General features: G+C 62.2%; 27 protein-coding genes and 2 pseudogenes. 26 read left to right on the top strand and 3 right to left on the bottom strand.

The genetic code is table 11. From position 1 onward, the window contains the following. The first annotated feature begins 15 nt into the window (after positions 1 to 15). The 5 genes from X757_RS162180 to X757_RS162200 all read left to right on the top strand — a co-directional run bounded on the left by X757_RS162180 (position 16) and on the right by X757_RS162200 (position 5,143). The gene (locus tag X757_RS162180) at positions 16 to 957 is read left to right on the top strand and encodes an ABC transporter permease (RefSeq protein WP_023725082.1); all 942 of its coding nucleotides are present in this window, start codon (positions 16 to 18) and stop codon (positions 955 to 957) included. Between the two features lie 4 nt (positions 958 to 961). Further along, on the top strand, positions 962 to 1,873 hold the full coding sequence (locus tag X757_RS162185) for an ABC transporter permease (RefSeq protein WP_023725081.1): 912 nt from the start codon (positions 962 to 964) through the stop codon (positions 1,871 to 1,873). Further along, positions 1,870 to 2,880: an ABC transporter ATP-binding protein gene (locus X757_RS162190; protein WP_023725080.1), complete on the top strand. Its 1,011-nt coding sequence runs from the start codon at positions 1,870 to 1,872 to the stop codon at positions 2,878 to 2,880. The genes X757_RS162185 and X757_RS162190 overlap by 4 nt, the downstream gene beginning before the upstream one ends. Then, on the top strand, positions 2,873 to 3,856 hold the full coding sequence (locus X757_RS162195; RefSeq protein WP_032996097.1) for an ABC transporter ATP-binding protein: 984 nt from the start codon (positions 2,873 to 2,875) through the stop codon (positions 3,854 to 3,856). Before X757_RS162190 ends, X757_RS162195 begins: the two co-directional genes overlap by 8 nt. 249 nt (positions 3,857 to 4,105) lie before the next feature. After that, on the top strand, positions 4,106 to 5,143 hold the full coding sequence (locus X757_RS162200; RefSeq protein WP_031250997.1) for a Cj0069 family protein: 1,038 nt from the start codon (positions 4,106 to 4,108) through the stop codon (positions 5,141 to 5,143). A 229-nt stretch (positions 5,144 to 5,372) separates the two neighbouring features. Here X757_RS162200 and X757_RS1000000165610 read toward each other — a convergent pair whose 3' ends face one another. After that, positions 5,373 to 6,017, bottom strand: coding sequence for a TetR/AcrR family transcriptional regulator (locus X757_RS1000000165610; RefSeq protein ID WP_050593903.1), 645 nt, complete (start codon positions 6,015 to 6,017; stop codon positions 5,373 to 5,375). A gap of 153 nt (positions 6,018 to 6,170) precedes the next feature. Here X757_RS1000000165610 and X757_RS1000000165605 point away from each other — a divergent pair, with 153 nt between their 5' ends. The 7 genes from X757_RS1000000165605 (at position 6,171) to X757_RS1000000166135 (ending at position 12,402) form a co-directional block, all read left to right on the top strand. Continuing rightward, entirely contained in the window at positions 6,171 to 6,983 is an 813-nt protein-coding gene (locus X757_RS1000000165605; RefSeq protein ID WP_023725076.1) for a class I SAM-dependent methyltransferase, read from the top strand. A gap of 154 nt (positions 6,984 to 7,137) precedes the next feature. Beyond that, a complete protein-coding gene (locus tag X757_RS162205; RefSeq protein ID WP_023685957.1) occupies positions 7,138 to 7,665 on the top strand; it encodes a hypothetical protein in 528 nt (175 codons plus the stop codon). Positions 7,666 to 7,752: 87 nt separating this feature from the next. After that, positions 7,753 to 8,397, top strand: coding sequence for a DUF1007 family protein (locus X757_RS162210; RefSeq protein ID WP_156933377.1), 645 nt, complete (start codon positions 7,753 to 7,755; stop codon positions 8,395 to 8,397). Between the two features lie 20 nt (positions 8,398 to 8,417). Beyond that, positions 8,418 to 9,134 carry a sulfite exporter TauE/SafE family protein gene (locus X757_RS162215; RefSeq protein ID WP_023669894.1) on the top strand — a complete coding sequence of 239 codons (717 nt, stop codon included), beginning with the start codon at positions 8,418 to 8,420 and terminating at the stop codon, positions 9,132 to 9,134. Between the two features lie 481 nt (positions 9,135 to 9,615). Next, complete coding sequence (locus tag X757_RS162220) at positions 9,616 to 10,959, top strand: hemolysin family protein (RefSeq protein WP_023725074.1); 1,344 nt, start codon at positions 9,616 to 9,618, stop codon at positions 10,957 to 10,959. A gap of 939 nt (positions 10,960 to 11,898) precedes the next feature. Continuing rightward, positions 11,899 to 12,036: a YHYH domain-containing protein gene (locus X757_RS1000000167710; protein WP_023669898.1), complete on the top strand. Its 138-nt coding sequence runs from the start codon at positions 11,899 to 11,901 to the stop codon at positions 12,034 to 12,036. Between the two features lie 114 nt (positions 12,037 to 12,150). Next, positions 12,151 to 12,402, top strand: coding sequence for a hypothetical protein (locus X757_RS1000000166135; RefSeq protein WP_245263712.1), 252 nt, complete (start codon positions 12,151 to 12,153; stop codon positions 12,400 to 12,402). Between the two features lie 280 nt (positions 12,403 to 12,682). Here the strand turns inward: X757_RS1000000166135 and X757_RS162225 are convergent, their stop codons facing one another. Together X757_RS162225 and X757_RS162230 are read right to left on the bottom strand one after the other, a co-directional pair. After that, entirely contained in the window at positions 12,683 to 12,913 is a 231-nt protein-coding gene (locus X757_RS162225; protein ID WP_023696809.1) for a hypothetical protein, read from the bottom strand. Between the two features lie 3 nt (positions 12,914 to 12,916). After that, complete coding sequence (locus tag X757_RS162230) at positions 12,917 to 13,246, bottom strand: hypothetical protein (RefSeq protein ID WP_245265537.1); 330 nt, start codon at positions 13,244 to 13,246, stop codon at positions 12,917 to 12,919. 65 nt (positions 13,247 to 13,311) lie between these two features. On the opposite strand from X757_RS162230, the gene X757_RS162235 reads away from it, so the two are divergent. From X757_RS162235 to X757_RS162290, 14 genes and pseudogenes are all read left to right on the top strand, one after another. Further along, positions 13,312 to 13,611 (top strand): hypothetical protein, encoded by a 300-nt coding sequence (locus tag X757_RS162235; RefSeq protein ID WP_023725073.1) that lies wholly within the window; start codon positions 13,312 to 13,314, stop codon positions 13,609 to 13,611. Positions 13,612 to 13,655: 44 nt separating this feature from the next. Beyond that, the gene (locus X757_RS162240; RefSeq protein WP_023725072.1) at positions 13,656 to 13,943 is read left to right on the top strand and encodes a hypothetical protein; all 288 of its coding nucleotides are present in this window, start codon (positions 13,656 to 13,658) and stop codon (positions 13,941 to 13,943) included. Positions 13,944 to 13,970: 27 nt separating this feature from the next. Continuing rightward, on the top strand, positions 13,971 to 14,663 hold the full coding sequence (locus tag X757_RS162245; protein ID WP_023725071.1) for an SOS response-associated peptidase: 693 nt from the start codon (positions 13,971 to 13,973) through the stop codon (positions 14,661 to 14,663). Positions 14,664 to 14,857: 194 nt separating this feature from the next. Beyond that, positions 14,858 to 15,121, top strand: a complete 264-nt coding sequence (locus X757_RS162250) for a hypothetical protein (RefSeq protein ID WP_023725070.1) — start codon at positions 14,858 to 14,860, stop codon at positions 15,119 to 15,121. 446 nt (positions 15,122 to 15,567) lie between these two features. After that, on the top strand, positions 15,568 to 16,608 hold the full coding sequence (locus tag X757_RS162255; RefSeq protein ID WP_023725069.1) for an IS110 family transposase: 1,041 nt from the start codon (positions 15,568 to 15,570) through the stop codon (positions 16,606 to 16,608). Positions 16,609 to 16,875: 267 nt separating this feature from the next. Beyond that, on the top strand, positions 16,876 to 17,049 hold the full coding sequence (locus tag X757_RS1000000167705) for a hypothetical protein (RefSeq protein WP_023725068.1): 174 nt from the start codon (positions 16,876 to 16,878) through the stop codon (positions 17,047 to 17,049). Between the two features lie 219 nt (positions 17,050 to 17,268). Further along, on the top strand, positions 17,269 to 19,266 hold the full coding sequence (gene ligD, locus X757_RS162260) for a DNA ligase D (protein ID WP_023725067.1): 1,998 nt from the start codon (positions 17,269 to 17,271) through the stop codon (positions 19,264 to 19,266). 185 nt (positions 19,267 to 19,451) lie between these two features. Continuing rightward, positions 19,452 to 20,423 (top strand): ArdC family protein, encoded by a 972-nt coding sequence (locus X757_RS162265; RefSeq protein WP_023725066.1) that lies wholly within the window; start codon positions 19,452 to 19,454, stop codon positions 20,421 to 20,423. Next, positions 20,420 to 20,786 (top strand): annotated as a pseudogene (locus tag X757_RS01000000164445) (DUF2958 domain-containing protein). Before X757_RS162265 ends, X757_RS01000000164445 begins: the two are co-directional and overlap by 4 nt. Positions 20,787 to 20,960: 174 nt before the next feature. Further along, positions 20,961 to 23,093 (top strand): ParB/RepB/Spo0J family partition protein, encoded by a 2,133-nt coding sequence (locus tag X757_RS162270; RefSeq protein ID WP_023725065.1) that lies wholly within the window; start codon positions 20,961 to 20,963, stop codon positions 23,091 to 23,093. Positions 23,094 to 23,184: 91 nt separating this feature from the next. Continuing rightward, complete coding sequence (locus X757_RS162275; RefSeq protein WP_023725064.1) at positions 23,185 to 23,661, top strand: hypothetical protein; 477 nt, start codon at positions 23,185 to 23,187, stop codon at positions 23,659 to 23,661. A gap of 101 nt (positions 23,662 to 23,762) precedes the next feature. Further along, positions 23,763 to 24,185, top strand: a complete 423-nt coding sequence (locus tag X757_RS162280; protein WP_023725063.1) for a hypothetical protein — start codon at positions 23,763 to 23,765, stop codon at positions 24,183 to 24,185. After that, positions 24,182 to 24,445 (top strand): DUF6117 family protein, encoded by a 264-nt coding sequence (locus X757_RS162285; protein WP_023725062.1) that lies wholly within the window; start codon positions 24,182 to 24,184, stop codon positions 24,443 to 24,445. The genes X757_RS162280 and X757_RS162285 overlap by 4 nt, the downstream gene beginning before the upstream one ends. 172 nt (positions 24,446 to 24,617) lie before the next feature. Next, positions 24,618 to 26,675, top strand: a pseudogene (locus X757_RS162290) (strawberry notch-like NTP hydrolase domain-containing protein); the annotation flags it as partial. Between the last annotated feature and the right edge of the window lie 17 nt (positions 26,676 to 26,692).

Raw genomic sequence — 26,692 nt, 5'->3', positions numbered from 1 at the left:
CCTGGGGGAGTTCCGATGAGACGCACGATTCTGCGAAGGATGTTGCTTGCCTGTCTGCTTGTCGTGGCGGCATCGGCATTGACCTTTACCCTGGTTGCCGCGGCGCCGGGCAACGTCGCCGCGCTCATGGCCGAGCGTGCGGCAGGCCCGGGCGCGGATGCCGAAATGATCAAGAAGATCGGCGAGGACCTCGGGCTCTATGATCCGCTGCCGGTCCGCTACGGCCGATGGCTTTTCAGCGCCATCACCGGCGATCTCGGCGTCTCGCTGCGCACCGGCAAGCCGATCGCGCAGGAATTCGCCGCCAGAATCCCGATGACGGCGGCGCTGCTTGCGGGCGGCGGCATTCTCGGCTTTTTCCTGTCGCTGGCGCTCGGCGTTGCCGGTGCGGTCAGCAATGGTGGCGCGTTGGACCGGTTCCTCCACGCCTTCTCGCTGGTCGGCGCCTCGACGCCGAACTTCTTCGTGGCGGCGCTGCTGGTCATCGTCTTTTCGGTGATGCTGGGCTGGCTGCCCACCTTCGGCGTCAGCGGCTTCACCTCGTGGCTCTTGCCGTGGGTGACAATCGCCCTGTTTCCGGCATCGGTGCTGAGCCGCGTCGTCCGCGTCAACCTCCAGGAGGCCATGTCGCGACCCTTCGCCACGACGGGCTTCGCGAAGGGCTACACGAGGACACAGGTGCTGATGCGCGAGGCTCTGCCCAACATCGCCATCCCGTTCCTGACCACCTTCGGCGCCCAGTTCACGCTGATGATCATCGGTTCGATCGTGGTTGAAACGGTGTTTGCGCTGCGCGGCGTCGGCGCCTTCTTTATCGATGCAATCCGCTTCCGCGACTTCGTCGGCATGCAGTCGGTTCTGTTGCTGTTCGTGGTGTTCTTCGTTGTCGTCAACCTGATGGTTGACGTGATCTGCATGTTTGTCGACCCGCGCATGCGTAGGGCGAGAGGAGCTTGATCCGATGAACACGTCCTTGTTCAGGAGCATGAAGGACTGGCCCTGGCTGGTGCTGCTGCCAGTCGTCTTCTTTGTCGCGGTCGGTGTGCTCGGTCCCTCGATCATGCCTTACGATCCCGGCGCGCAAGACTACGACGTCACGCTTGCGGGACCGAGCTGGGCTCACTGGCTGGGCACCGACTATCTCGGCCGCGATATTCTGAGCCGCATCATCGGCGGCGCCCGCATATCGCTGATGGCGATGGTGATCGTGCTGGTGGCCGCACTTGCCATCGGCGTCAGCATCGGTTCGTTCGCCGGTTATGTCGGCGGGCGCGTCGAGCTGGTGTTGATCAGCCTCATCGACATCGCGCTGGCGCTGCCAAGCCTGGTGATCGCGCTGGCGCTGATCGGCATTCTCGGCACCGGCTACTGGTCGATGATCACGGCGCTGACGCTGGCGTGGTGGGCGAACTATGCCCGCATGAGCCGCGCCGTGGTCACCGCCGAATTGCAACAGCCCTATATCGAAGCGGCAAGGGTGATGGGCGCCAGCCATCTGTGGATCTTTGTGCGCCATATCCTGCCGCATGTCCTGGCCCTCGTCGTGGTCTATGCCAGCGCCGATGCTGGCGCCCTTGTCCTGGCCATCGCGACGCTGAGCTTCCTCGGCCTGGGCGTCGCGCCGCCGGCGCCGGAATGGGGCCAGATGCTGGTCGACGGCATGAGCTACATCGAGGAATACCCAAGGCTGGTCGTCCTTCCGGGCCTTGCGCTCACTTTGGTGGTGGTCAGCTTCAATCTGCTGGGCGAGACCTTCGCGTTGCAAAAGGTGCCGAGGCCGGTGCGCGGCGATTTGCTGCGCAAGCGTCGCAAGGCGCGCGCCGTTGAGGAAGCGGAGCGGAACGCCGTCGAAACGGGAACAGCCGCGCCATGAGCGACGAGCCGATCTACTCCATAGAAAACATGGTCATTGATCTCTACGCCACGACCGTTTCCGTGCGCGCGGTCGATGGGGTGTCGTTCAACGTCCGTCCCGGCGAGACAGTCGCCGTCGTCGGCGAGAGCGGTTCGGGCAAGACCGTCATGACGCTTGGGCCGCTCGGCCTGCTGCCCGAGGGCGTCACCGTTGATATCAAGGGATCGGCGCGAGCCGAAGCGAGCGAACTGGTCGGAATGGAGTCCAGGCGCTTGTCTGACCTTCGCGGCCGCTATTTCGGCGTCATTTTCCAGGACCCGATGAGCGCGCTGAACCCGATGCTGAAGATCGGACCGCAACTGGCGCGCCAGGCGCGCCGCTTTGCCAATCTGTCGCATGCGGATGCCCGCAAGGAAGCGGTCTCGCTGCTCGCCCGCACCGGCATCCCTGACCCGGAAGACCGCTATGATCGCTATCCGCATGAAATGTCTGGCGGCATGCTGCAGCGCGCCATGATCGCACTGGCCCTGGCAAGCCGGCCGCGCGTGCTGATCGCCGACGAGCCGACCACTGCGCTGGACGCCACGGTGCAGGCGCAGATCCTGGAGCTCATCCGCCAGATCCAGCGCGAGGAAGGCATCGCGGTCGTGCTGATCACGCACGACATCGGCGTCGTCGCCTCGGTCGCGGACCGGGTCATGGTGCTCTATGCCGGGCAGGTGGCGGAGGAGGGGACCGCGATGGATGTGCTGACGCGGCCGACGCATCCCTATACACGCGGGCTGCTTGCCTCTGTACCGGATTTCCGCGCCGACGAACGCGCCGCGACCAAGGAAATACCAGGTTTGCCGCCGAACCAGATCAGGCTGGAGCCGGGCTGCCGTTTCGCTGCCCGCTGCGAACTGGTTGAGCCCGAATGCCACGTGCATCGGCCGCCGCTCCAGACGATCTCGACGGGCGGGACGCCGCACAAGGTGGGATGCCCGGTGGTGCTGAGGCGGGAAGGGATAGCGGTCCATGGCTGACATTGCGGCGATTGAGGTCAAGGGCCTGAAGGTCCATTTCGCCAACCGCTCCGGCACAGGCGCCGTGCGGGCGGTCGACGGCATCAACCTGACCATTCCGCGTGGTGCCTTCCATGGCATCGTTGGCGAATCCGGTTGTGGCAAGACCACGCTGGCTCGCAGCGTCGTCGGCCTGCAGAAGGAGACTGAGGGTACGGTGCTGATCTCGGGGCGGGATCGCGCCCAGTGGCTGAAGTCGGACCGCAAATCGTTCAGCCGCGAGGTCCAGTTCGTCTTCCAGGATCCGCTGGGCTCGATGAGCCGTCGCCAGACCGTTTACCAGACGCTGGAAGAGCCGCTGCAGATCCATCGCCTCGGATCTTCGGCCGAGCGCCGGCGCCGTATCGGCGAGCTGCTGGATCTGGTGGCGCTGCCAGCGACCGTGCTCGACCGCCTGCCGCGTTCGCTTTCCGGCGGCCAGCGCCAGCGCGTTTCGATCGCTCGCGCGCTTGCGCTGAAGCCATCGATCCTGGTTTGCGACGAACCGCTCAGCGCGCTTGACGTTTCGATCCGGGCGCAGATCGTCAACCTGTTCACATCATTGCAGAAACAGCTTGGCCTTACCATCGTCATCGTTGCGCATGACCTGGCGATCGTGCGCGAGGTCTGCTCAAACGTGACGGTGATGTATCTTGGCCGCATCGCAGAAGCCGGCGTGACGCGGCCGCTGTTTCGCGAGCCGGCCCATCCCTACAGCCAGGCACTGCTTTCGGCGGTTCCTTCGCCGGATCCTCGTATCGAGGCCGGCCGTCGCCGAATCATCCTCCCGGGCGATCCTCCAAGCCCCAGCGCGCCGCCACCGGGATGCCGCTTCAACACCCGCTGTCCTGTGGCGATCGATGTCTGCCGGGCCGAGGAGCCGATGTTGCGCTCGGTGCCGCATGGCGGGGTCGCGGCCTGCCACCTGGCCGACGGCGAGCGGCGGCCGGTGATTTGAGTGCCGACTTGATTGCCCAGGCCGCCGCGGGCTTCGGTCACTCAATTCGTTGGTTTCATGTGGTATGCTGGCGGTATTCCGCTTCAAGGTCGGCGTGATCCCGGTGTTAGCGGCATGTTCGATCCTGGGCGTGCTTTTCGGCGTCGCGGCGGGCTCGATCTAGGCCGATCTTTCTGCTCGGATGCGAGCATCGCAGTCTATTTCGTATCGGGGCTGTCTGATGGGCGAGCAAGTAGGAGGCGAGGTATAATGGGCACGAGGCGAGTGGCTGTGGTCTGGCGCGGTAACCGGGAGGCGCGTCGCACGGCGACACCGCAGAACAACCGGTTTCATCGCGTGTTCGAGGAACTCGCTGCGATCGGTGTTCACGCCGAACCGGCCGTTTATGACGAAGAGTTTGCCGAGGAGGTTCGGACCCAGCTCCTGGCGACGGACGGCGTGCTGGTCTGGGTCGATCCCTTGCACGAGGGAAAAACCCGTGCGGTGCTTGACCCGCTGCTGCGCGACGTGGCGGCACGCGGCCCCTGGGTGAGTGCACATCCAGACGTGATCCTGAAAATGGGCGTGAAGGAAGTTCTGCACCGTACGAAGCATCTCGGATGGGGAACCGATACCTACCTCTACGGCTCCGCCGAGGCTTTTCGCGAGGCGTTTCCGGAGCGGCTTCGAACGGCCGGTCCACGGGTGCTGAAGCAGAACCGCGGCAATGGCGGCCAGGGAGTATGGAAGGTCGAGCTGATCGGTTCGCTTCCTGGCGGAGAGCCGGCGGTTCGGGTGCTGCACGCGCGACGCGGCAGTACGCCGGAAGAACTCGCACTGCCGGATTTCATGGCGCGCTGCGAGGTGTATTTGACACCCGATGGCTGCATCGTGGATCAGCCATTCCAACCGCGTTTACCCGACGGGATGATCCGCTGTTACATGGGCGCCGACAAGGTGGTCGGCTTTGGCCACCAGTTCATCAAGGCCCTAATCCCACCACCTCCTGAAGGGCCAGATTCCGAGGCTGCGCAACCAGGGCCGCGGATAATGCATCCCGCCACGGCCGAACCGTTTCAGGCGCTGCGGACCAATATGGAAACCGGGTGGACGCCGCAAATGATGGCTGTGCTAGGCATCGATGCCAGATCGCTGCCGATCATTTGGGATGCCGATTTTCTCTACGGACCACGGACTGTGTCAGGTGAAGACACGTATGTGCTTTGTGAGATCAACGTCAGCTCGGTCTTTGCCATCCCCGATCAAGCGCCGGCCGAAATAGCTCGACTCGTTGCCATGCGATTTTGAATCGACGAAGATTGGCGGTCCGAGTGGGGCTCTGGCCGAACGCGGTTCGGCGGTCAGTCCGATGGTCGCCGGACCCCTGCTTGCCGTTTCCGGATTCGGCTGACCAATTCTCATCGCGGTGGCTTGAACACCATCTACGAAATCCTTTTGCTCACGACGTTTCGCAAGATTCGGCCGCCCGAGGAACGTTAGCCTCAACCGGCGCGAGATCTGGATTTGGAAGCTCTTGCTAGGGTGACCGACCCGGAAGAGCTGAACCCGCCATCCGCTGGAACAGGTCGTCGACCTGGGCCGGCGAGAGGCTGGCGTCCTCGGCGATCCACCAGGCAAGCACCGAGAGAAAGGCTCCCGATATGAACTGGACGACGAATTCCAGCGGCACGCCCGCGTCGCCGATCCGCTTGCCAGACAGTTCGGTTCGCACTGCGCGCCGTATGCGTTCACGCAATTGATCGTGGATCGTGTCGCCGCTGCTCGCAAGTAGCGCCTTGTGAAGCGACCGGAACGCCCGCGCGTGCTCGAACATCGGCAGGCTGAATTCGAACGGGCGGTTGCCTGTCTTTTCGTCTGCCGACACGCGCCTGCTCAGCGACAGCAGATGCGCCTCAAGGGCCGCGCTGCGCAATTCGTCCTTGCCGGCATAGTGCGTATAGAAGGTCGACCTGCCGACATCAGCTTTCTGGCAGATGTCTTCCACGGTGAGAGCCGCATAGCCGCACTCTGGGATCAGGGCAATCAGCGCGTCCTGCAGCATGGCGCGCGTGCGCGCGACACGACGGTCGATCGTACCCCTGTCGTCGGGCCGCTCGATTTTAATGGTCATTGCTCTTTCCACCGTGCGGTTTCGGACGTTCAGCGGTCCGTTGTCCAGCAACAGCGCTACTGGACAATCTGTCCAGTATGATACGCCAAGTCCAGAAGCTCAAGAATGCCTTGAGCACTCCGGAAACGGACGAGGAGGCAAAAGGAAATGCACCAATTTGGTCATCGGGCTGGAAACGGACAGCATTCGCGAAAGGGCGTTATTATGCTTGCCGTGCTCGTCAAACTGTCGCTGGTCGCCGGTTTTCTGCTAATGCTTCATTTCGGGGACGGCTATCTCAATGCCGGTGCTTGGACGGCTGCAGTCCACGGCCTCATCCTCGCCGCGGTCGCGGCATTCGCACTCTGGGGCGGCTTTCGTCACATGCGGACCGCCGGCGCGCATGGCGCCGGCGAAAGGGGCATCGGCATCGTCCTGCATAGGGCGGTCGGCTATGACCTGCTTACGCGCGTCCTGACTTGGGGCCGCGAGGACCGGTTCCGTGAATTGATGCTGCGTCTGGCAAGGCTCCAGCCCGGCGAGGCGATGCTCGATGTCGCCTGCGGTACGGGCACGCTTGCCATAGCCGCGAGACGGTTGGTCGGAGCGGTCGGACGCGTCACGGGCGTCGACGCATCGGTCGAAATGGTCGAGAGGGCGCGCGTCAAGGCTACGCGAGCCGGCGTTGATCTGACCTTCGTCCAGGCGACGGCCCAGGAACTTCCCTTCGAAGATGGCCAATTCGACATCGTGATCGGTACGCTCATGCTGCATCACCTGCCGAAACCCGACCGATCGACCTTCTTTCGTGAAGCGGAGCGGGTTCTGAAGCCGGGAGGCCGACTGCTGCTTATCGACTTCGGAAGGCCGCTGCACGAATCCACATTGCCGAGGCTCCATCGGCACGGGCATATCGACATGAATGCGGTCGGAACTCTACTGGTCGAGACAGGCTTCAGGGTCGACGATACCGGCGCCGTCGGTACCATGAACCTCGATTATGTGCGCGCGACCACGGACAAGATCCTGCCTGCCTGAGCGCGGCATGCCGCGGCGACCGGACCGGGCGCGCCGCCGCCAGGAAGACGCGCGGGCCGGTAGTCGCGGGCCGCGCTGCCTTGTGTGCGCAGCCGCCGCGGCGCTATCTTGCCGATTGGCTATCCCGGCCTGCTTCGATACGCGAGTCTACCGAATGCCCAAGACCTACTTGTCCTTGACGCTTGCGGCCGCATGGTTGGCATCACCGCTTGCGCATGCCGATGGCGTCGACCGGGCGCTGGATGCCTTCCACGCGACATGCCTGGCGCACGGCCCCGACTTCGAGCGAACCGCGACATTGGCAAAGACGCGCGGATGGACGCCGCTCGTCGACGGCGCGGCACTTGCTCCTGTGGATGCCATGAAGGCGTTCCGCGGATGGCAGGTCACCGGCGACGACCTTCCGGCCGGAACGATGGTCGCGGTGACCAGGGCGACCATGGACGGCAGGTCCGTCCAGACCTGCTCGCTCAAGCTTTTCGATGTCGACCGCGCCGAGTTTGAAAAACGGTTCTTCCACCGCACCGACGCCGAAAAAATCGGCGAGGAGAGGAAGGGCAGGCAGGTTTCCCGGCTGTTCATACTGATCGCGGGCAATCGCAAGCAGCTCGTGCATTTGACGTCGCCAGCCGTTCGGGGCACAGCGAACGCCATCATAGCAAGTTCGATCGTCGATGATTGAAAAGGCTTCGCGGGCCGCGTCCCAATTTAGCCTGCTTGCGCTGCCAGATCACTCGGTTGGCGCGCAATGACGAGAAAGCGAGCGCAAATGCGACTGACCAGCACGATTTTTGGCGTGGCGCTCCTGCTCGCCTCCACCGTCGCGGCCGGCGCTCATCCTCATGTCTTCGCGGAAGCCCGTTTGGACCTAACGGTTGGCGCTGACAAGTCGGTCAAGTCGCTCAAGCATCTCTGGCGGTTCGACGAGCTCTTCTCCTCGACGGTGCTGATGGAGTTCGACAAGAATTCCGACCTTACTCTCGACGCCGAAGAACTCGACGCCGCCGCCCTCACCATCCATGCCTCACTGGAAGAATACAATTATTTCCAAATGGTCACTGCGGAAGGCAAGGACGTGGCGATGACGCCGCCGGCGAGGCTGGTCACTAGCTACGAGAACAATCAACTCGTCATCCAATTCGAGACGCAGCCGAAAGACACGTTGGCGCTCGCCGGCAAGGTGAGCATCGGCGTCTACGATCCGACCTTCTACACCGCGATCGATTTCACCGATGACGATAAGATCGCCGTGGCTGGCCTACCGAAAGATTGCACGAGGGCCGTCGTCCGCCCCGATCCGAATACCGCAATCGCACAGAATCAGACGAAATTGACGGATGCCTTCTTCAGCGATCCGACCGGAACCGATCTCGGCAAGATATTCGCGACACGCCTTGAATTGACGTGCGGTTGAAGCGGCGGAACGGATAGAACGTGTTTTTCCAAACCCTGGTCGAGTTTCAACGCACGATATACTTGGCGCTCGCCGAACAGATCAAATTGCTGTCAGCCGGGGGCGACTGGCTGGCGTTCACTGCCTTCCTGCCGATGGGTGTCCTGTTCGGAGCTGCGCATGCTTTGACACCCGGACACAGCAAAGCCGTGCTGGCTACCTATTTGGCCGGATCGGATGCCAGCATCCGTCGCGGCCTACTGGTGTCGCTGACACTCTCCTTCACCCATGTCACGATTGCCGTTGTGATTGCAGCCCTCTCGTTGCCATTGGTCTCGATTGCGCTGGGCAGCGTCGGCCGGGCGCCGCTTTTGGAGGATGTCAGTCGTGGCCTGCTCGGGTTAATTGGTCTGTGGATGCTTTGGCGGGCGCTCAGCCACGGTCATCACCATCAGCATGAAGGCGAGGTTGTGGGCGTCATGGCCGGTTTGATCCCATGTCCATTGACGCTCTTCGCGATGACCTTCGCGATCTCAAGAGGTGTTCCGGTCGCGGGCATACTCTTTGCAATCACCATGATGGCCGGCGTGGCACTGACGTTGTCTTGCGTGGCAGTTCTGTCGATCCTGTTTCGGGAACGGCTGGTGCATTTCTTCGACCGTCGGCCGCGCCTGTTCGATGTGATATCGCGAACTATCGAAGGTACCGCCGGCCTTATTCTTACTGGCGTGGCTGTCTGGCAAATCTCGTCGAAATGAGAAAGTTTGACCGACCGCCAAGGCCACAGCGATTCTCATAGGGATCACATTGCAATTAACGACGTCGTGCCATTAAGTGCCGGCACGCGTGGTTCGGGTTTGGGTTTAGAACATTGAGCGACCGTCAGAAGATCATTTGGATGATAGCGCTGGCGATCCTCGCCGGCATCGGGGTGATATTGCTAAATCACTGGATCAAAGGCGATCTCTACGCGGCGGGTCCATTGACTTCCACTACCCAGACGCCACATTTAGTTCGGCCGGCATGACCGGTTCTTTTTCTATCCGATTTCTGGCCCGCCGGTTCGCGCCGGCGGATTTTTTGTGGGGGTAGGATACTCAGCGCGGATTTGGCTATCTTGCCCCTGATTGTCAGAGGCGGAGCTGCGGTGATCGCTCCGCAATGATGGCCAACGGCGGTTCCACGACGGCGGCAAACGCGCTTGAGAGATGAGAGTGGCTGTTTCATAAAGAGGATATCATGCCTGCGGACGATGGTAGTCTACGCGACATTCTTGGAATTCTGTTGGTTCTCCTACTCGTAGGCGCCAACGGCTTCTTTGTCGCCGCCGAATTTGCGCTGGTCGCGGTTAGACGAAGCCGCGTCGACGAATTGGCTACAGCTGGACGCTCGAACGCCAGCCTCCTTCAACGGGCTTTGGTGAATCTCGATGCGAACCTTGCAGCAACTCAGCTCGGCATCACCATCTCATCGCTGGCGCTCGGTTGGGTCGGCGAGCCTGCACTCGCTCATCTGATCGAGCCACTCCTCTTGGGAGTGATGGGGTCGCTGGCCACGGCAGCTTCGCACACCATTGCCGTCGCAATCGCCTTCATCATCATAACCGCGCTACACATTGTCCTGGGTGAACTAGCGCCGAAAAGTCTGGCGCTCCAGCGCAGCGAGAGCACGGCACTTCGGGTCGTCCGCCCTCTCGGTCTGTTCCTGTTCCTGCTCAGGCCGGCGATCCTTGTTCTCAACGGTCTCGGCAATCTGGTGCTGCGTCTGTGCGGTCTGCGTCCGGGCACAGGCGAGGAGTCCTTGCATTCGCCCGAAGAGCTGAAGCTGCTCGTGGCGGCAAGCCAGGAGGCAGGGCTCCTTCATCAGACACAACAGGAACTGGTCGAGCGTGTCTTCAACATCGGCGATCGGCGCATTGCCGACATCATGACACCGCGACGCGATATCGACTGGATCGATACCGACGACATCCCTGACGAGATTCTGCGCACCATCCGGCAATGTCGCCATGAGCAGCTTCTGGTCGGCCGTGGGGGGATAGACGAACCGCTTGGCATGATTCTGAAGAAGGACCTTCTCGACCAGGTGCTCGACGGCAAAATGCTTGACCCGATTGCGGTCATCCGAGAACCTTTGATCGTTCACGAGGCAACGCCGATTTTCCGTGTACTCGATCAGTTCAAGCGGACGCCGGTGCGCCTGGCGATCGTCATCGACGAATATGGCGCTCTGGAGGGGATCGTCACCCAGACCGATCTGCTCGAAGCCATCGCAGGCGACCTTCCTGACCTGGACAATGAGGACCCTGATGTCATCGAGCGCGATGACGGGTCCTTGCTCATCGACGGAATGATGCTGGCGCACGATGCGTTCGCTCGCCTAGGATTCCGATCGGGGTCTGCCGAAGGGGATTTTCACACGATCGCTGGGTTCGCCTTGTCCCGCCTTGGGCACTTGCCGGAAGCCGGTGAGCACTTTGACTACGAGGGCTGGCGCTTCGAGATCCTCGATATGGATGGAAGGCGGATCGACAAGCTGCTCGCTCGCCGTGAGCCGCCTACATCCAAGCCGGCAACCAGTTGAGACTGACCGCGCGACAGGCCGGTAAGCCGGCCGGCCTTTTGCGCGCGAATATTCCCACTTTTCGAACCCATGCTCCCACAGTAGTCCCTATCCACAAACGCCCGTCAGTTCGCCCAGGACGCGTATCCGCTGGAGTCACAGTGACTGGTGAGCGTCTTCGCGTCGCGCTATGTGATCAATTGAACCGGCAGTTGAGGGTCTAAATGGACGCCAAGAGCGCCGTCTGGCTGATTATTGGGGTCCTGGTGGTGCTAGTGGTGGCCTTTCTCACCGCAATGGCATTCGGGCTGCTATGAGTCAGCCAGGCTGATCGAAACTCGCCACAGGCCGTTGTGGCGCCGGGGCGGTGGCACCCCCATTACCACAGCGACTGCGCGACGGAGGGACATGTCGGTTGCGTGTCGACGAACGACCACAGATGCGGCATTTTTTTGCGGCGAAGAATGATTTTTGAATCGTGTACAGAAGTCATGGCCAAGACAAATCCCAAATCCCCTGATTTTCCGCCGCCGCGCCGTTGACCCGTTTTGAGAAAGCCGAGTTCGCGAAGCTTTGCGATCCGAAAGGCCGTCGCAAATCAACTTGCGCCGACAGATGCCTCGCTGGTCTGTGATCTGGTAACGGCAGGTCGCGCTCATCGCCATGCGAGCCCTATTCAAGCGCGCTGTGGCCGATTGCAGCGACTCGGAATTTCTTTCGACGAAACGACATCTGCTGTCGATCACCAGCGGCATTGACCGGACAACGGCGGCCACGCAAAAGATGGCCGCGCAATTGGGCGTCTAAGCCCGTCGCTCGCCATTTCATCGGCCGATCTTGATGCGCGGGAGCAATATTGGATATTGAAGATCGGCACTTAACCAGTAGGTAATTTGCAATCAGCCAGTTGTGCTAACTCCGCGATAGTGCTCTTCTGTCCGAATTATCTTGGAGGGCGATATGAAATCTACAATTCTTGCCGCCATGGCGGCTTTGACCATGTTGGCATTTTCGGTGGATACCTTCGCACACGGCGGCGGCACCGATGCCAATGGGTGCCATACCAACCACAAGACTGGCGAGTATCACTGCCACTGATATCAGGACCAAATTGCGTGATTTGGGTTCGTGCGAGTAGGCATATTCGCGGCGCCTAGATAGCAGCGTTGCTCACCATGGGGGGCGCAGATGAGAATTCGAAGGCTGTTCCACTTGGGCACATTGATGCTTGCGGCGGCATCAGCTACGCCATGTCATGCGCAGGGGACTTTCGGAGGAAATGACTGCACCGAAGATTGTTCCGGGCATAAAGCTGGCTACGACTGGGCTGAGCAAAATCAGATTTCCAACGACAGCGACTGCAGCTCAAACAGCCAATCATTTAATGAGGGCTGCCAAACATTCGTCGAAGACCCGTCTCGCGGTTCGGACGAAGACGATGAAGGCGAAGAGATAGACGACTGAGATACAGCGCTGATTCGGATAAGGATCCAGCCGGCGGCTCCGTCGTGTAGGCGCGGTCGCTTTTGGTGTGGCATCTTTCGTCGGCTGCGCTCATGCCGAAGACGCGTGCGACCCAAACTACGCGGGAGCCTGCGTTCCAATCGCCAGCGACGTCGATTGCTCCTCCGGAAAGGGCAATGGTCCGCCTAGGTACGCGGCCCGGTCACTGTTGTCGGCACGGATATCTATGATCTGGACCGCGACGGCGATGGGATCGGCTGCGAAAACGTCTAGAGCCACGCTACGGCTTGGACGGCCCTGTCCCGTTCCACTGGATGAACGCCACTTCCTTCCCGGTGACTTCCCGCACGGCTTTCAACAGCACCTCATGCAGGACGCGCGTCTGCCGGTAGTGGTCGCTATGGGGCGATATAAACGGCTTGATGATACTTAAGTGCAGTGCCTCCGCTGCCGTCACAAAGCGCTCAATTTCAGCCTGTGATAATTGCTGCGAACCTTTCGACCTGGCCATGTCCTATCCTCGAAATCTCTCTGTGTGCCAGACGACCTTGCCGTCGATCTTCATCGGCTTGTGGATCATCAAGCGCTTCGGCAGATGCTCGGGATGCACCTCCAGCAAGGTAATTTTGATCTGTGGCTTGCAGCGGTTGCAGTCGAATTTCAGCTTCTGAGGATCGACGCCTCCGCCATAGACCATCATCAGGTCGGCCGACCGGCAGTAGCGGACGTTGCCGCAACTGCACTCAGCCTTCACAAGCATGTTGTGCCGGGTCGCCTTTCCCAGCGTGTCGATCGGGTCGTGCGCCATAACGCCTAAAAGAGGAACATATTCCTCATCAGTCAAGATCATCTTGACTCTGTCGTTCTCATTTTGTTCACTGTCGGCACGATAGCCACAGGATGCGAGCCATGCAGCTCAGTTTAGAGATCAAGGGCGCTCTGCCTGAAGAAAAACAGCGAGGGATCGAAGCCGCAAAAGCTGTCTTTGCCGCAGCTGGGATATCGCCTGAGCAGGCGGCCGATGGAATGTTCGCGTTGGAAGGCTGGGATGACGCCAGCTTTTCGGCCGACGAAGAGCCTAATGATGATGACGACAACGCGGCGAGCGTTTGGATGGATGCGAACAAGGCGTCAATTGCTGCATGCTGCGCCGATTGGCCTGTGGAGGCAGTCCCGGAAAACCACCTTTTCTTACAACTGGTAGAGTGACACCAGCCGCCGGAAGCCGTGGCCGCAGCGAAGGAGAGAAACTAATGATTGAGGTGCTTTACACCGCCGAGAAACGGCAAGACGAGCTGATTGCCAATATTATGCGCGACCGCCCGGAAATCGAGAAGGCGGTCAAGAAGGCATGCAAGGTCTTAAACAAGCTTACTCCGGACGGTGCCCTATATGCGAGTGGCTGGATTATTGCCGATCTAATCGTCAGCCTCATGTCTAGCGAGGAAGAGGCAAGGGAGTTGTCCCGCATCGTGCAAGGCCAGATCCAACGCGAATTCAAGACCGCATACGCTAACTTGGCGCGCGGGACTGTGAATTAGCGGGGTTTGCGAAATCAGGGGCAAGTAATGTGCGGTCGCTTCACCAGATACCTGTCATGGTCTGAAATCCACCGGCTCTACCGACTGACGGCGCCGGCAGAAACCGGCCGCAATGACGAGCCACGCTACAACATTGCGCCGACCCAGGATGTCCCGTTCGTAACAGCCGGCGAAGACGGCAATCACAAGCTCCGCGAAGGGCGCTGGTGGCTGGTCCCCTTCTGGGCAAAGGAGATGCCGAAGGCGGCGATGTTTAATGCGAGAATTGAGGGCATCGAAACAGCTCCGGCCTTTCGCGACGCCTTCAAATCGAAGCGCTGCCTGATCCCGGCGGATGGCTTCTACGAATGGACCATTTCACCGGCGGACGGCAAGAAAGATCCATGGCACATTTACCAGCCAGACCACGCGCCCTTCTCGTTCGCCGGCCTCTGGGCCTACAATTCCAATCTCGACATCACCAGCTGCACCATCATCACAGAGCCTGCGGGCGACCCGATGAAGCAGTTGCACGATCGGCAGCCGCTCATCCTCGACCAAGCCTACTATGACGCGTGGTTGGATCCTGCGACACCCAAGGACAGTCTCAAGGACATTCTCCGCCACGACATCGACGGCGAGCTTCAATTCAATCGCGTTGGTCGTGAAGTGAATACGAGCGCCGTCAACAAATTGCCCAACGACTATCCCGGCCTGGTCGGGCCGATCAACCCGTTATGAGCGACGAACCGAGCCGGCTTGCCGAAGGCATGACAGCGCCGCCGCGCGACCGACGACGCGTTGCCAATCGTCCGTGCGAGCACCCCGGCTGCGATAAGGATGGAGGTTTCGGCTTTGCCCGGCCGCGGCAGCCATCGCACTGGTTCTGCCTGAAGCATCGCGACGACGGGGAACGGTTCCTCTAGGAGGTTTGAATGTCGGACAATATGCTGCCCACGCAGACTAAGCCGAAGCTGATTGTGGTCGTTGCGTTTGATCGAGGCGAAGACGGCGAGCTTTTTGCCGCTTACGGTCCCACCGACCAGCAGAGCGAAGAACGCGCAGTCCGCACGGCTAAGGCTTTGTCGTCAGGCCACGTTGGTGTCATAGCCTGGAGCCGTGATGCAGACCCAGCGCTCGGTGACTATGGGCCGCCCACGACGCTATTCGTCTGCGGCGACGTTCCGGACATGGAATAGCCAGACGTCAAACGGGTCGGGTCGGCCCAAGGCCTATCGTGCGTGTGTTGCCTGGTTTGCCGACCTTGCGAGACTCGGCCGGGCCAGCATCGCCCCGCCAGTGGTTGATGCTGCCCCACATGTGCCTCATCTCACACGCCGCTGCACTACCTCCACTTCGTCGCCGACCTGCTGCACCTCAATGGCCATGACGTGCGAGACTCTTTCATACCAACTCGCCGATGTATCGGCCAATCCTATCGTCGCCGATCAGCGGCGACACAGTCGAGAAAAGCAAATGCGCGCGAACGATGCCGGTCGCATCCATATCCTGAATGCAAACGATGACCGCCGCGGACGGGGACAGTCGGTCCCGCGTCCCGTCCTGCGGCCGGCGCTATGCTGACATGGGGTAATTGCGGGCGATGCTAGATTCTTCGCCGTCACTGATTCTCAAGGAGGCCAACATGGACCAATTTGTTGGGTTAGATGTCTCGCAGGAGATGACCCACCTGTGCGTTATCGGCAGCGACGGTAAGATTGTCTGGCAAGGAAGGTGTCTATCGACGCCAGAAGACATAGCCGGAAACATCAGATCCAAGGCACCAGATGTTGTACGCATTGGGCTCGAAAGCGGTCCCCTGTCCACCTGGCACTGGCACGCGTTGAAGGCGATGGGGCTACCGGTGCTGTGTCTTGATTCCCGCCATGCGCAGGCGACCATGAGTGGCCAGGTAAACAAGACCGACAAGAATGATGCACATGGATTGGCCCAGATCGTCAAGGCGGGCTGGTATCGGGAGGTCGGGGTAAAGAGTCTCGACAGCCACGCGGTCCGCTCGATGCTTGGAGCACGAGCTCAACTCGTCGGAATGCGGGTAGAGGTCACCAACCAGATCAGGGGCATTCTCAAAACGTTCGGCGTCGTTCTGTCAAGACGAACGGGCGAGCCGTTCGAACGGCTCGTGGATGAGGCGTGCGACAATAGCGACCCCATGCTCAATCAAACCGTGCGGTCGATGCTGTGCGTCCATTCCTGCCTGAAGGAGCAGATTCGGCAGCTTGACCGCCAACTGATGAGCCGTGCTCGAGCGAGTGCTGTGTGCCGGCAGCTTATGGCCATTCCTGGCGTGGGCGTCCTCACGGCCCTCGCGTTCGTGACAGCGGTCGATGATCCGTCCAAGTTTGCGAAATCCAGAAGCGTTGGCGCGTACTTCGGCCTGACACCGCGATGTTATCAGTCGGGTGAAATTGATCGCAACAGGGGCATCTCAAAATGCGGAGACAGTCTTGTCCGTACCTATTTATTTGAGGCCGCTGGCACGCTCCTGACGAGGGTCGAGAAGTGGTCGGCGCTCAAAGCCTGGGGCCTCCGGATCGCCAAGCGGAGCGGCTTGAAGAAGGCAAAGATCGCCGTCGCACGAAAGCTGGCAGTAGTCATGCACCGCATGTGGGTGGATGGCGTATCCTTCCGATGGTCGGCCGCTGGAGCGGAGGCAGTCGCATGAAGATGGAGGTGAACCCGAAGAAATCCGTCGCTCGACGGTAATCTTGTCCCTTGCCGGGACGAGCAGCGGCAAACCCGCCAGGAGCTATGCAGCCCTTCCATCGGAGCGGACTGCGTTGCTGACATTGGGAGCCGCAGCGTCCGATGCCATGCTGTGGCGAGCACTGTTCGACCACGAAGAGAACGCTGAAACCGGCAGGAGGCATGTCATTCGTCCAAGCCCGGTCATGCGGTTGTAGACCGCTCCCGCAAGGCGCATAGTCGCGCCATGAAGCTGCCAGTGAAGGCCGATCTCGCAAACGACAACGGCAAGCCAGAAGATCACCTAGCAGCCGCAACCACTGCGCTGCACAAGGCTGTGGCAGGTCTGGACGCGTCGGCTGAATTGCTAGCCGCGATCCTCGCGGCGCCGAACCCAGCCAAGCCGACAATTTCAAACTGAGACACCGCTACCGGACATCGGATAGGTTAGAAAACGGTTGACCCCAGACCCGCAATTAGAGAACGCTCCTACGGCTGTCCTGTTAACCGCCCGCGGCGGGGGCGAATTTCCTCCGTCCCGCGCGCGACAATGTCCGCATTCGCGGACGCGCGCAGGACTGCGGCTTATACGCCGTTCTTCCTTTGAGCGCCGACGATCGCCGGCGCGGGGTGCTTGGGCATGGAACCGAATCCCAGGCAGGGTATTGAATCGGACCATGGACCCGAGATCCGCATGTCGGCTGTAGATGGCACCCTCAGCATCAGCAAAAGGCGCACACGGCGCAGAGACTCAGAATCTATCCCTACATATCCGCTGCCGGCATTTCGGTCCTTCCAGCTCTGCACATTGACTGACCACATACCGGTGGGCGGGGATTGGCTCTTCGAGATGAAGTTCGATGGCTATCGTGCCCAAGTCGCCATCTCCGGCTCGAACGTTGTCGTCTATACCCGCAATGGCCACGACTGGACCCGACAGTTCAAGGTCATCCTGCCGCCGCTTCAGAGACTGACCAAAGGCGCGGTTCTGATCGATGGTGAGATCGTCGCCATCGACAGCCAAGGCCGCTCGAACTTCTCCATGCTGAAAACCGGCATTGCCGCGGGTATGCCCCTCAAGTTCTACGCCTTCGATCTGCTTGAATTCGATGGCGAAGATCTCTCGACCCTGCCGCTCCTTGAGCGCAAGGCGCGACTTGAGTCCCTGCTGGGCGCGCGCCGCCCTGACGACAGCCTGCAATTCTCCAGCCACATCGTCGATCAGGGCAGAAGGGTGTTCGACGCCATGTGCGAGGGCGGCCACGAAGGCGTCATCGCCAAGCGCGCCGACAGCTCCTACGTCGGCGACCGCACCGGGAGTTGGCTCAAGATCAAGTGCACGAAGCGACAGGAATTCGTCGTCGGCGGCTACCGCCCAAGTGACACAGGACGTGGCATGGCATCGATGATCCTCGGCACTTACGAGAATGGCAAGCTCATCTATCGCGGCCGCGTCGGCACGGGGTTCACCGCGGCGATGCGCAAGGACATCCTCGCGAAGCTCGAGAAACGCCGTGTTGAGAAACCGGCTTTCGTCTCCGTTCCGAGAGACATTGCCCGCCGTGCCAAGTGGGTGAAGCCCGAGCTAGTTGCCGAGGTCACCTATGCCGAAGTGACACCGGACGGCAGCTTGCGGCATCCAAGCTTCGAGGGCATGCGCGAAGACAAGCGAGCCGACCAGGTGGTGATGGAAATGCCGAAGACGCCGGCAACTCTTGGCTCCGCCAATCTGGACCCGGGAACCGGCAAGGAGATCGCCGCTGCTGTCGGCGTCAAGCTGACGCATCCAGACAAGGTCATGTATCCCGGGACCAAGGTGACCAAAGCCACGCTCGCCGCCTACTACGCCCTCGTCGCCGAGAAGATGCTGCCGCACATCCAGGATCGACCGCTGTCGCTGGTGCGCGATACCGATGGCGACCTGCAGCAGACCTTCTTTCAGAAGCACAGACTGCCCGGCATGCCCAAGGCCATCCATGACGGCCAGTTGGAGAAGATGTCCGGGAAGGAAAGCCGCTTCTTGTGGGTCGATGACCTGGCTGGGCTGATCGCAGGCGTCCAGATGAACGTGCTCGAATTCCACGTCTGGGGAAGCCTGCGCCAGCAGCCGGATCTGCCGCATCGCATGATCTTCGACATCGACCCCGACGAAGGCTTGGGCTTCACTGCCGTCAAGCAGGCAGCCCTCGACATTCGAGGCATTCTGGAAGCGCTTGGACTGCAGTCGTGGCCGTTGCTGTCCGGCGGCAAGGGCGTTCATGTGGTCGTGCCGCTCGTCCCCGAGGCAGACTGGGACGAGGTCAAGAGCTTCTGCCAGGACTTCGCCGAACTGCTGGCCCGTACAGATCCGTCGCGCTTCGTCGCCAACATGAGCAAGTCGAAGCGCAAGGGCCGAATATTTCTCGATTACCTGCGCAACGGCCAGGGCTCCACTGCAATCTGTCCGTGGTCCACTCGGGCACGCGCGGGGGCGGCGTGCGCGGTGCCCGTCAGTTGGAAGGAATTGCCCTCCTGCGAAAGCGCCAACGGTTTCGATGTTTTCGCCGCCGCCGCGCGGGCTCAGTTGCCCGAAGCCTGGGAGGGCTATTTCGACGTCGAACAAACGCTTACCGATCGCATCCGCCACGCAGTCCGGTAGCAATAACCAAACCAGATGGTTAGCGACATTTGATTTGGCGCGGACCGCCTTTGCCCAAATTCGAGAGCGTCCCCCTTCTACGGGAGGTCCCCGCAACGCCGTCCAGAGTGAGAGTACGGACCGGTTTGCCGTGACGGGTTGAGGGCTGGAGGAGAGGCCTCCGGCGCCCGTCGCGGAGAACCGCGATGTCCAGACATTACGCTCGCGCCGGCGCCGACCGGACAAGCCTCTATGACGATATCACCAACAAGATCATCGCGGAGCTGGAAGCCGGCCGCCTCCCCTGGGTGCAGCCCTGGGGAACGACGGCGGGGCAAGCGCCCCTCGCCATGCCGGCCAATGCCACGACTGGCCGCGCCTATTCCGGGATCAACGTGCTGATCCTGTGGGGTGCGGTCGTCGAGCATGGCTTTCCCGTCCAAAGCTGGCTGACTTTCCGCCAGGCACTGTCGCTGGGCGGCCATGTCCGCAAGGGCGAACACGGGACCACCGTCGTCTATGCTGACCGCTTCATTCCTGACGACGAGAAGCATCGCGCGCGGGAAACCGGCGAGGCAGCACAGGCCATACCGTTCCTTAAGCGCTTCACCGTGTTCAACGTCGCGCAATGCGAAAATCTGCCAGACGATCTGGCCGCGGCTCCGCCTGCACCGGAACCCGGATTGATCGAGCCTACAGTCGAGGCGCTGATCAAGGCGACAGGTATCGATTTCCGCATCGGTGGCAGCAGTGCCTATTATGTGCCGGCGCAGGACTACGTGCGGGTGCCGCCCCCGCAGGCCTATTTCGAGACCATCGACTGGCACCGCACCGCCCTGCACGAGCTTGGCCATGCGACCGGCCATCCCTCCCGCGTCGGCCGTGACCTCGGCGGCGCCTTCGGCACCAAGAGATATGCTTTCGAGGAACTGGTCGCAGAGATGAACGCAGCCTTCTGCTGCGCCTCGCTTGGCATCGTGCCAACCGTGCGCCACGCCGACTACCTGGCCTCCTGGCTCGAGGTCCTGCGCGAAGACAACCGCGCCATCGTGCGTGCCGCCTCCCAGGCCAGCAAGGCGGCCGACTGGCTGCTCGCCTTCCTGCCGCAACCTGACCGTGCAGCCAGGGCAGGCCCGGCCGACGTCGATGAGGCCGAGATCGAGAGGAGGGCGGCATGATCCTCCTCACCGACGAACTGCGCAAACGCCTGCTGGCCAATGGCCGCAACGCCGATCACGTACCGGTCGTGAAGCTCTTCAATCCGCTCGACGAAGGAACCTGGCTCGCAACCGAGCTGAGTGCCGATGGTGACACCATGTTCGGTCTCGCCGGTCTCGGATATCCCGAGCAGGGCAGCTTCTCGCTCTTCGAGATGACGTCGGTCCGGCTGCCTATCCGCATGGGCATCGAGCGCGATATCCTCTTTACCACCGACCTACCGATTTCGGTCTGGGCAGAGGCCGCCCGCCGGGCCGGAAAGCCTTCGCGACGCGGAACGCATCCTCTACCACGCCGCCCAGTCTGGCCGAGACGGCGCGTGAGATCTCAGCTTTAATCCGCAAAGCCGCAGATGCGCAAAGTCGTGTCTGCGGCCCTGTCCCCACCTCTGGATCTTCGGTGCGGCGCGGTCCTCAGAGTGAGAGGGCTGCGCCCGTCTTTTTTGACGGGTTTGGAGGTCGAGAGAGTTTCGGCCGCCCGTCGCGGAGATAGTCCACATGGCTACGCCCAAGCAGAAGATCACCCTCAACCCTTCACGTGACATCCCCTTCAACAAGCTGATGCTGAGCCAGTCCAATGTCCGGCGCATCAAGCGCGGGGAAACGATAGAGGATCTCGCCGCGTCGATCGCTCGGCGCGGCCTGCTCCAGAGCCTCAACGTCCGGCCAGTGTTGGACGGCGAGGGCAACGAGACCGGCATGTTTGAGGTGCCGGCTGGCGGGCGCCGCTATCGCGCGCTGGAGCTGCTGGTCAAGCAGAAGCAAATGAGCAAGACCGAGCCAGTTCCCTGCGTCATAAGCGATGCCCACAGCGCGGTCCCGATCGAGGAGGATTCGCTGGCCGAGAATTTTCAGCGCGAAGATTTACATCCCCTGGATATGTTCCGGGCCTTCCAGACCTTGCACGACCAAGGCGCCAGCCACGAGGAGATTGCGGCACGCTTCTTCGTGTCCGCTAGCTTTGTCCAGCAGCGCCTACGGCTCGCAAAAGTTTCGCGCAAGCTGCACGAGGTCTACGAGCAGGAGGGCATGCAGCTCGAGCAGCTCATGGCCTTTACCGTGACCGACGATCACGCCCGTCAGGAGGAGGTCTGGGAGGCGCTCGAAAACTCCTGGTCGAAGGAGCCGCATCACATCCGGCGCATGCTGACGGAGACCACCGTGCGGGCAAACGATCGCCGGGCGCTGTTCGTCGGTGTCGAGGCCTACGTCGCCGCCGGCGGCGTGGTGCTGCGCGACCTGTTCGAGGCCGACAACGGCGGCTGGCTGCAGGACCCCGCGCTGCTCGACCGCCTGGTCCGCGACAAGCTCAAGTCCGCAGCCGACGAGATCGCGGAAGAGGGCTGGAAGTGGATCGTGGTCGATGTCGATCTGCCTTACGGCCACAATCACGGCCTGCGGGCACTCGCCGGCACGGCTGTCGATCTGACCGACGCGGAGCGGGCGGAACGCCAAGCCCTGCGCGCCGAGCTCGATCGACTGCAAGCCGAGTATAGCGAGGTCGACGAACTCCCCGACGCGGTCGATCAACGTCTCGGCGAGATCGAGTCTGTGCTGGAGGCGTTCGAGAGTCGCCCGATGAACTACGATCCCGCCGATATCGGCCGCGCCGGTGCCTTCATCAGCATCGACCGTGACGGTGACCTGGTCGTCGATCGCGGATATGTGCGCCCCGAGGACGAAGCGCCGGAAGCGGTCGACGGCGACGCCGCCGAGCCCGACGGTGCGATCGAGAGCGAGGACGGCAGGGACGATCCTTGGGTTCGCCGCGCCACCATCACCATCGGCGCGCAAACGTCCGAGCCCGATGAGGATGACGGCGACGCCATCAAGCCGCTGCCCGAACGCCTGGTGATCGAGCTCACCGCGCATCGCACGTTGGCGCTGCGCAATGCCGTGGCCGAGAACCAGCATGTGGCCATCACGGCGCTGTTGCATCGGCTCGTCCTCGACACCTTCGGTCATCGCTCCGCGACCGGCTGCCTCGAGGCGTTCGTCCGACATGTCAACTTGCCGACGCAAGACGCCGAGCTGAAAGACAGCCCCGCGGCCAAGGCGATCGATGAACGCCATGAGGCTTGGAAGGGCGACATCCCGCTCGGTGACGACCAGACTCTGTGGACCTGGCTCGACAATCTCGATGAAGCCAGTCGGCACACGCTGCTGGCGCATTGCGTCAGCTATGGGATCAACGCGCTGTTCGAGAGGCCTAACCCCTATGGCAGCGGCGTTTCCCAGCACGGGCTGGAGCAGCGCTTGCGCGAAGCCGACCGGCTCTCCCACGCGACCGGGCTCGACATGGTCGGTGCGGGTTGGCGTCCGACGGTCGAGAACTATCTCGGCCGGGTCACCAAGTCCCGCATCCTCGAAGCCATACGTGAGGGCGTCGGCGAGCAGGCTGCTCAACTCATTAACCACCTCAAGAAGGGCGACATGGCCAAGGAGGCCGAACGCCTCCTTGCCGATAGTGGCTGGCTACCCGAACCGCTCCGTCTGATCGATCAGGACGCACCGCCCGCGCAGCCGGGCGAGGGCGAAGAACCTGACCTGCCCGAATTCATCGCCGGCGATGACGAAGACGACTCCTCTGCAGCCGATGAGGTCATCGCTCACGCGGTAGCTGCCGAATAGCACCCATCGACGGGGCGGCTCCGGTCGCCCCGCTCCCCTTCACCTCACGGCCCGGCTCCCCGCCGGGCCTTTTTCATTTCAGGAGACATCCATGTCCGCCCACATCGTCTATGACAACGCCCCGCTCGGTTCGCTGATCCGCTATTCCGACGGCACGCCCAAACCGCCGGCGCGCTTTACCCGCAAGCTCGCGGACTGGGAGCGTCGCAACGGCCTCGGCCGCCTGGTCCGCAAGGCACCTCCGCGCGACCGTCCGACCTACAGCGCACCGGCCGCGATCACGCTCAACGAAGGGACCTTCTCCTCCGGCGGCATCATCCTCGTGACCGTTATGCGCACCCACTCGGTCGACAGCGACCTCTGCTTCAAGATCGTCGAGCAGCCCAGTATCGGCATGGTTCGGGTCTTGCAGCAGATCGGCGACGATGACGAGTTGCTGTACCTCGCCGAGAGCCGGGAGGCGGCCGCACTCTGGTTGGCCAAGACCGGATATTGCAATGCGCGTCTTGAAGACGTCACCGCCGACGAGGTCGGCGCGGATGTCGTCGAGGGGAGGGCGGCAGCGTGAGCCGCATAGCGTCACACCCGCGCGCATAGAGCAAACCCTCAAAACACCAAGGCCCCGGCTCGGAGACGAGTGCCGGGCCATTGTTTTTCAGGAGCGGCACGATGCCCGAATTTACCATCGAGACCACCTACCATCTGCCGGTCTTCCGACAATCAACCTATTCGGCCGACACGCCTGAGGCCGCCTGCCGGCTCGCCATCGAGGACAATGACTGGTCCGGTCAGAAGGAGGACTACGAGTCCTCCTGCGAATCCCATGTCACCGGCATCTCCGAAGGAGCCGAGGCCGCCTATCGCGGACAGGCCATTCCGGTTCCTGCGCATTTCGAGGAGGAAGTACAGCGTAAGGCACAATTCGAACTCATGCTGGGCATGCTCAAGATCATCGTCGGCGATGCGAAGGCCCGCCGACCGCCGCCGCCGGGGTGGCTCGGCAAGGCCGAATGGGCGATCGCGCGCGGCGAAGCGATCGTCAAGGGCGCCCGCGATCCAGTTGAACCCGTGGATGCGAAGGACTTGCCATGAGCATTCCCGACCATGCCCGCAGCAACTTCCACACGCTGCTTCGCGCCGCCAGCGACGGCAACCTCGCGCTGTTGGAGTGCGCCGACGCTACGACCGGGCAACCGCGCTATGTCATCCCGGTCGGACGAGACGACACGGACTACGTGTTCACGCCGTTCGGCCATCTTGCCGATGGCAATCCCTATGATGCCTACCTGCCGCCCTTCCCCGATGACGCCAATGGTTTCCTACAGAAGTCGGAGCCTGACGGCGGAATATGATCGGATCGGTTGATACCGGCGAGCGCTCCACCTCATGGCGGGGCGCTTGTTTCATTTTAGCTTCGGCGGGTTCCTGAGAGGGAGAGGCTGGCCGGGATGGGTTTGAATCCGCGCGATCCAGAGAGAGCGCCGCGCGGCTCGATCCTGTCCCCGCTCTCCCGAGGTTCACACCATGTACATGATCTCGCCCGCTGCGACGGTTCCCGCTGCCGCGCCGATCCCGCTCGCCCAAACCCGTGCAGCCGGCGCTATCTTCGCCGCCGCCGGCCTGCTGCTTCCCCGTCTCGAACGCGGCGAGTGCATCGACGTGCCAAAGCTGCGCTCGGCGATGGAAGCCGCATTCGGCGCCTCCGACGCCGCCGGCGCCTGGGACTGGAAGCAGGCCTACGATGCCTGCGAGGCCGCGACGGTCCTTTTCCTGCGCAAGTACGGAAAGGCGTTGTTCCGCAAAGCCGCGTCGCCGGCTCTCCGGCTTTCCGCATTGTCGAAGATTGCCGGGCTCATGCCGACGCATACCCGCCGATCCGAAGAGGCGCAGACCTTCCAGCAGTTCTCGACGCCGATTCCGCTCGGCCTGGTCGCGGCAACGGCCGCCGCCATCACGCCCGCCGACCGTGTGCTGGAGCCTTCCGCCGGCACCGGGCTGCTCGCCATCCTGGCCGAGATAGCCGGCGCCTCGCTCGTCCTCAACGAGCTTGCCGAGACGCGCGCGGCACTTCTCTCCTGCCTCTTTCCGGCGGTCTCCGCCAGCCGCTTCGACGCCGCCCAGATCGACGACCATCTCGATCCATGTGCCGTGCCGAGCGTGGTGCTGATGAACCCGCCCTTTTCGGTCATGGCCAATGTCGAGGGCCGCATGGCCGACGCGGCCTGGCGGCATATCGCCTCGGCGCTGGCGCGCCTTGCGCCCGGCGGGCGGCTGGTGACGATCACCGGTGCGAACTTGGCGCCCGACCGTCCGACCTGGACCGCCGGCTTCACTCGCCTGCAGGAGCGTGGTCGCGTGGTCTTCTCCGCCGCCATCGATGGCTCGGTCTATGCCAAGCACGGCACGACCTTCCCGACGCGCCTCACCGTCATCGACAAGCTGCCAGCGGACAATCCCACCGTCTTCGCGGATGCTCCCGGCATCGCCCCGGATGCCGCGACGCTCCTCGCGTGGATTGAGGAGCGCCTTCCCGCGCGGCCGCCGGTCGTGATGGCCGCCGTTTCCAGCGCGGCATCGGCGGTCGCCGCGCCCCGCACCGTGCACGGCCATCTCACACGCGCGGCGAGTACCACGCCACGCATGTCGATCGCCGAACCGGAAGCCATCGACCTCGCCTATAAGGCTGTCGACTGGCAGGCTGCCGAGGGGGCCCAGATCAGCGACGCCATCTATGAGGCCTACGGGCTTCAGGCGATCCGCATCCCCGGCTCTCGGGCTCACCCCACCCAGCTCGTTCAATCGGCGGCCATGGCCTCGGTGGCGCCACCCAAGCCAAGCTACCGGCCGCGCCTGCCGAAGAACGTCCTTGACCTGCTCTCGGATGCGCAGCTCGAGACCGTCATCTATGCCGGCGAGGCTCACGCCGAGTATCTCGCCGGCGCCTGGACGCTCGACGATACCTTTGACGTGGTTAGCGTAGCGGCCGATGACACCGCGGGTGCCGTGCGCTTCCGGCAAGGCTTCATGATCGGCGACGGCACTGGGGTGGGCAAGGGCCGCGAGTCCGCGGCCGTAATCCTAGACAATTGGATGAAGGGCCGTCGTAAGGCGGTCTGGATCTCCAAGTCCGACAAGCTCATCGAGGATGCGCAGCGCGACTGGTCCGCGCTCGGCATGGAGCGCTTGCTGGTCACCCCGCTCTCCCGCTTCCCGCAGGGCAGGCCGATCGTGCTGCCGGAAGGCATCCTATTCACCACCTATGCCACGCTGCGCTCCGACGATCGCGGTGAGAAGGTTTCGCGGGTCAAACAAATTGTCAAATGGTTGGGTCCGGATTTCGATGGGGTCATCATTTTCGACGAGGCGCACGCGATGCAAAACGCCGGTGGCGGCAAGAGCGAACGGGGCGATGCCGCCCCCTCGCAGCAGGGCCGTGCCGGCCTGAGGCTGCAACACGCGCTGCCGAATGCCCGCATCGTCTATGTCTCGGCGACTGGCGCCACCACCGTCCACAATCTCGCCTATGCCCAGCGGCTCGGCCTCTGGGGCGGCGAGCATTTTCCTTTCCCGACGCGGGCCGAAAGCAGACACTCGTTCAG

The organism is Mesorhizobium sp. LSHC412B00 (assembly GCF_000503035.1).
In the GTDB taxonomy this organism is placed as follows: Bacteria; Pseudomonadota; Alphaproteobacteria; order Rhizobiales; family Rhizobiaceae; genus Mesorhizobium.
This window is presented reverse-complemented; position numbering and strand designations above follow the sequence as displayed.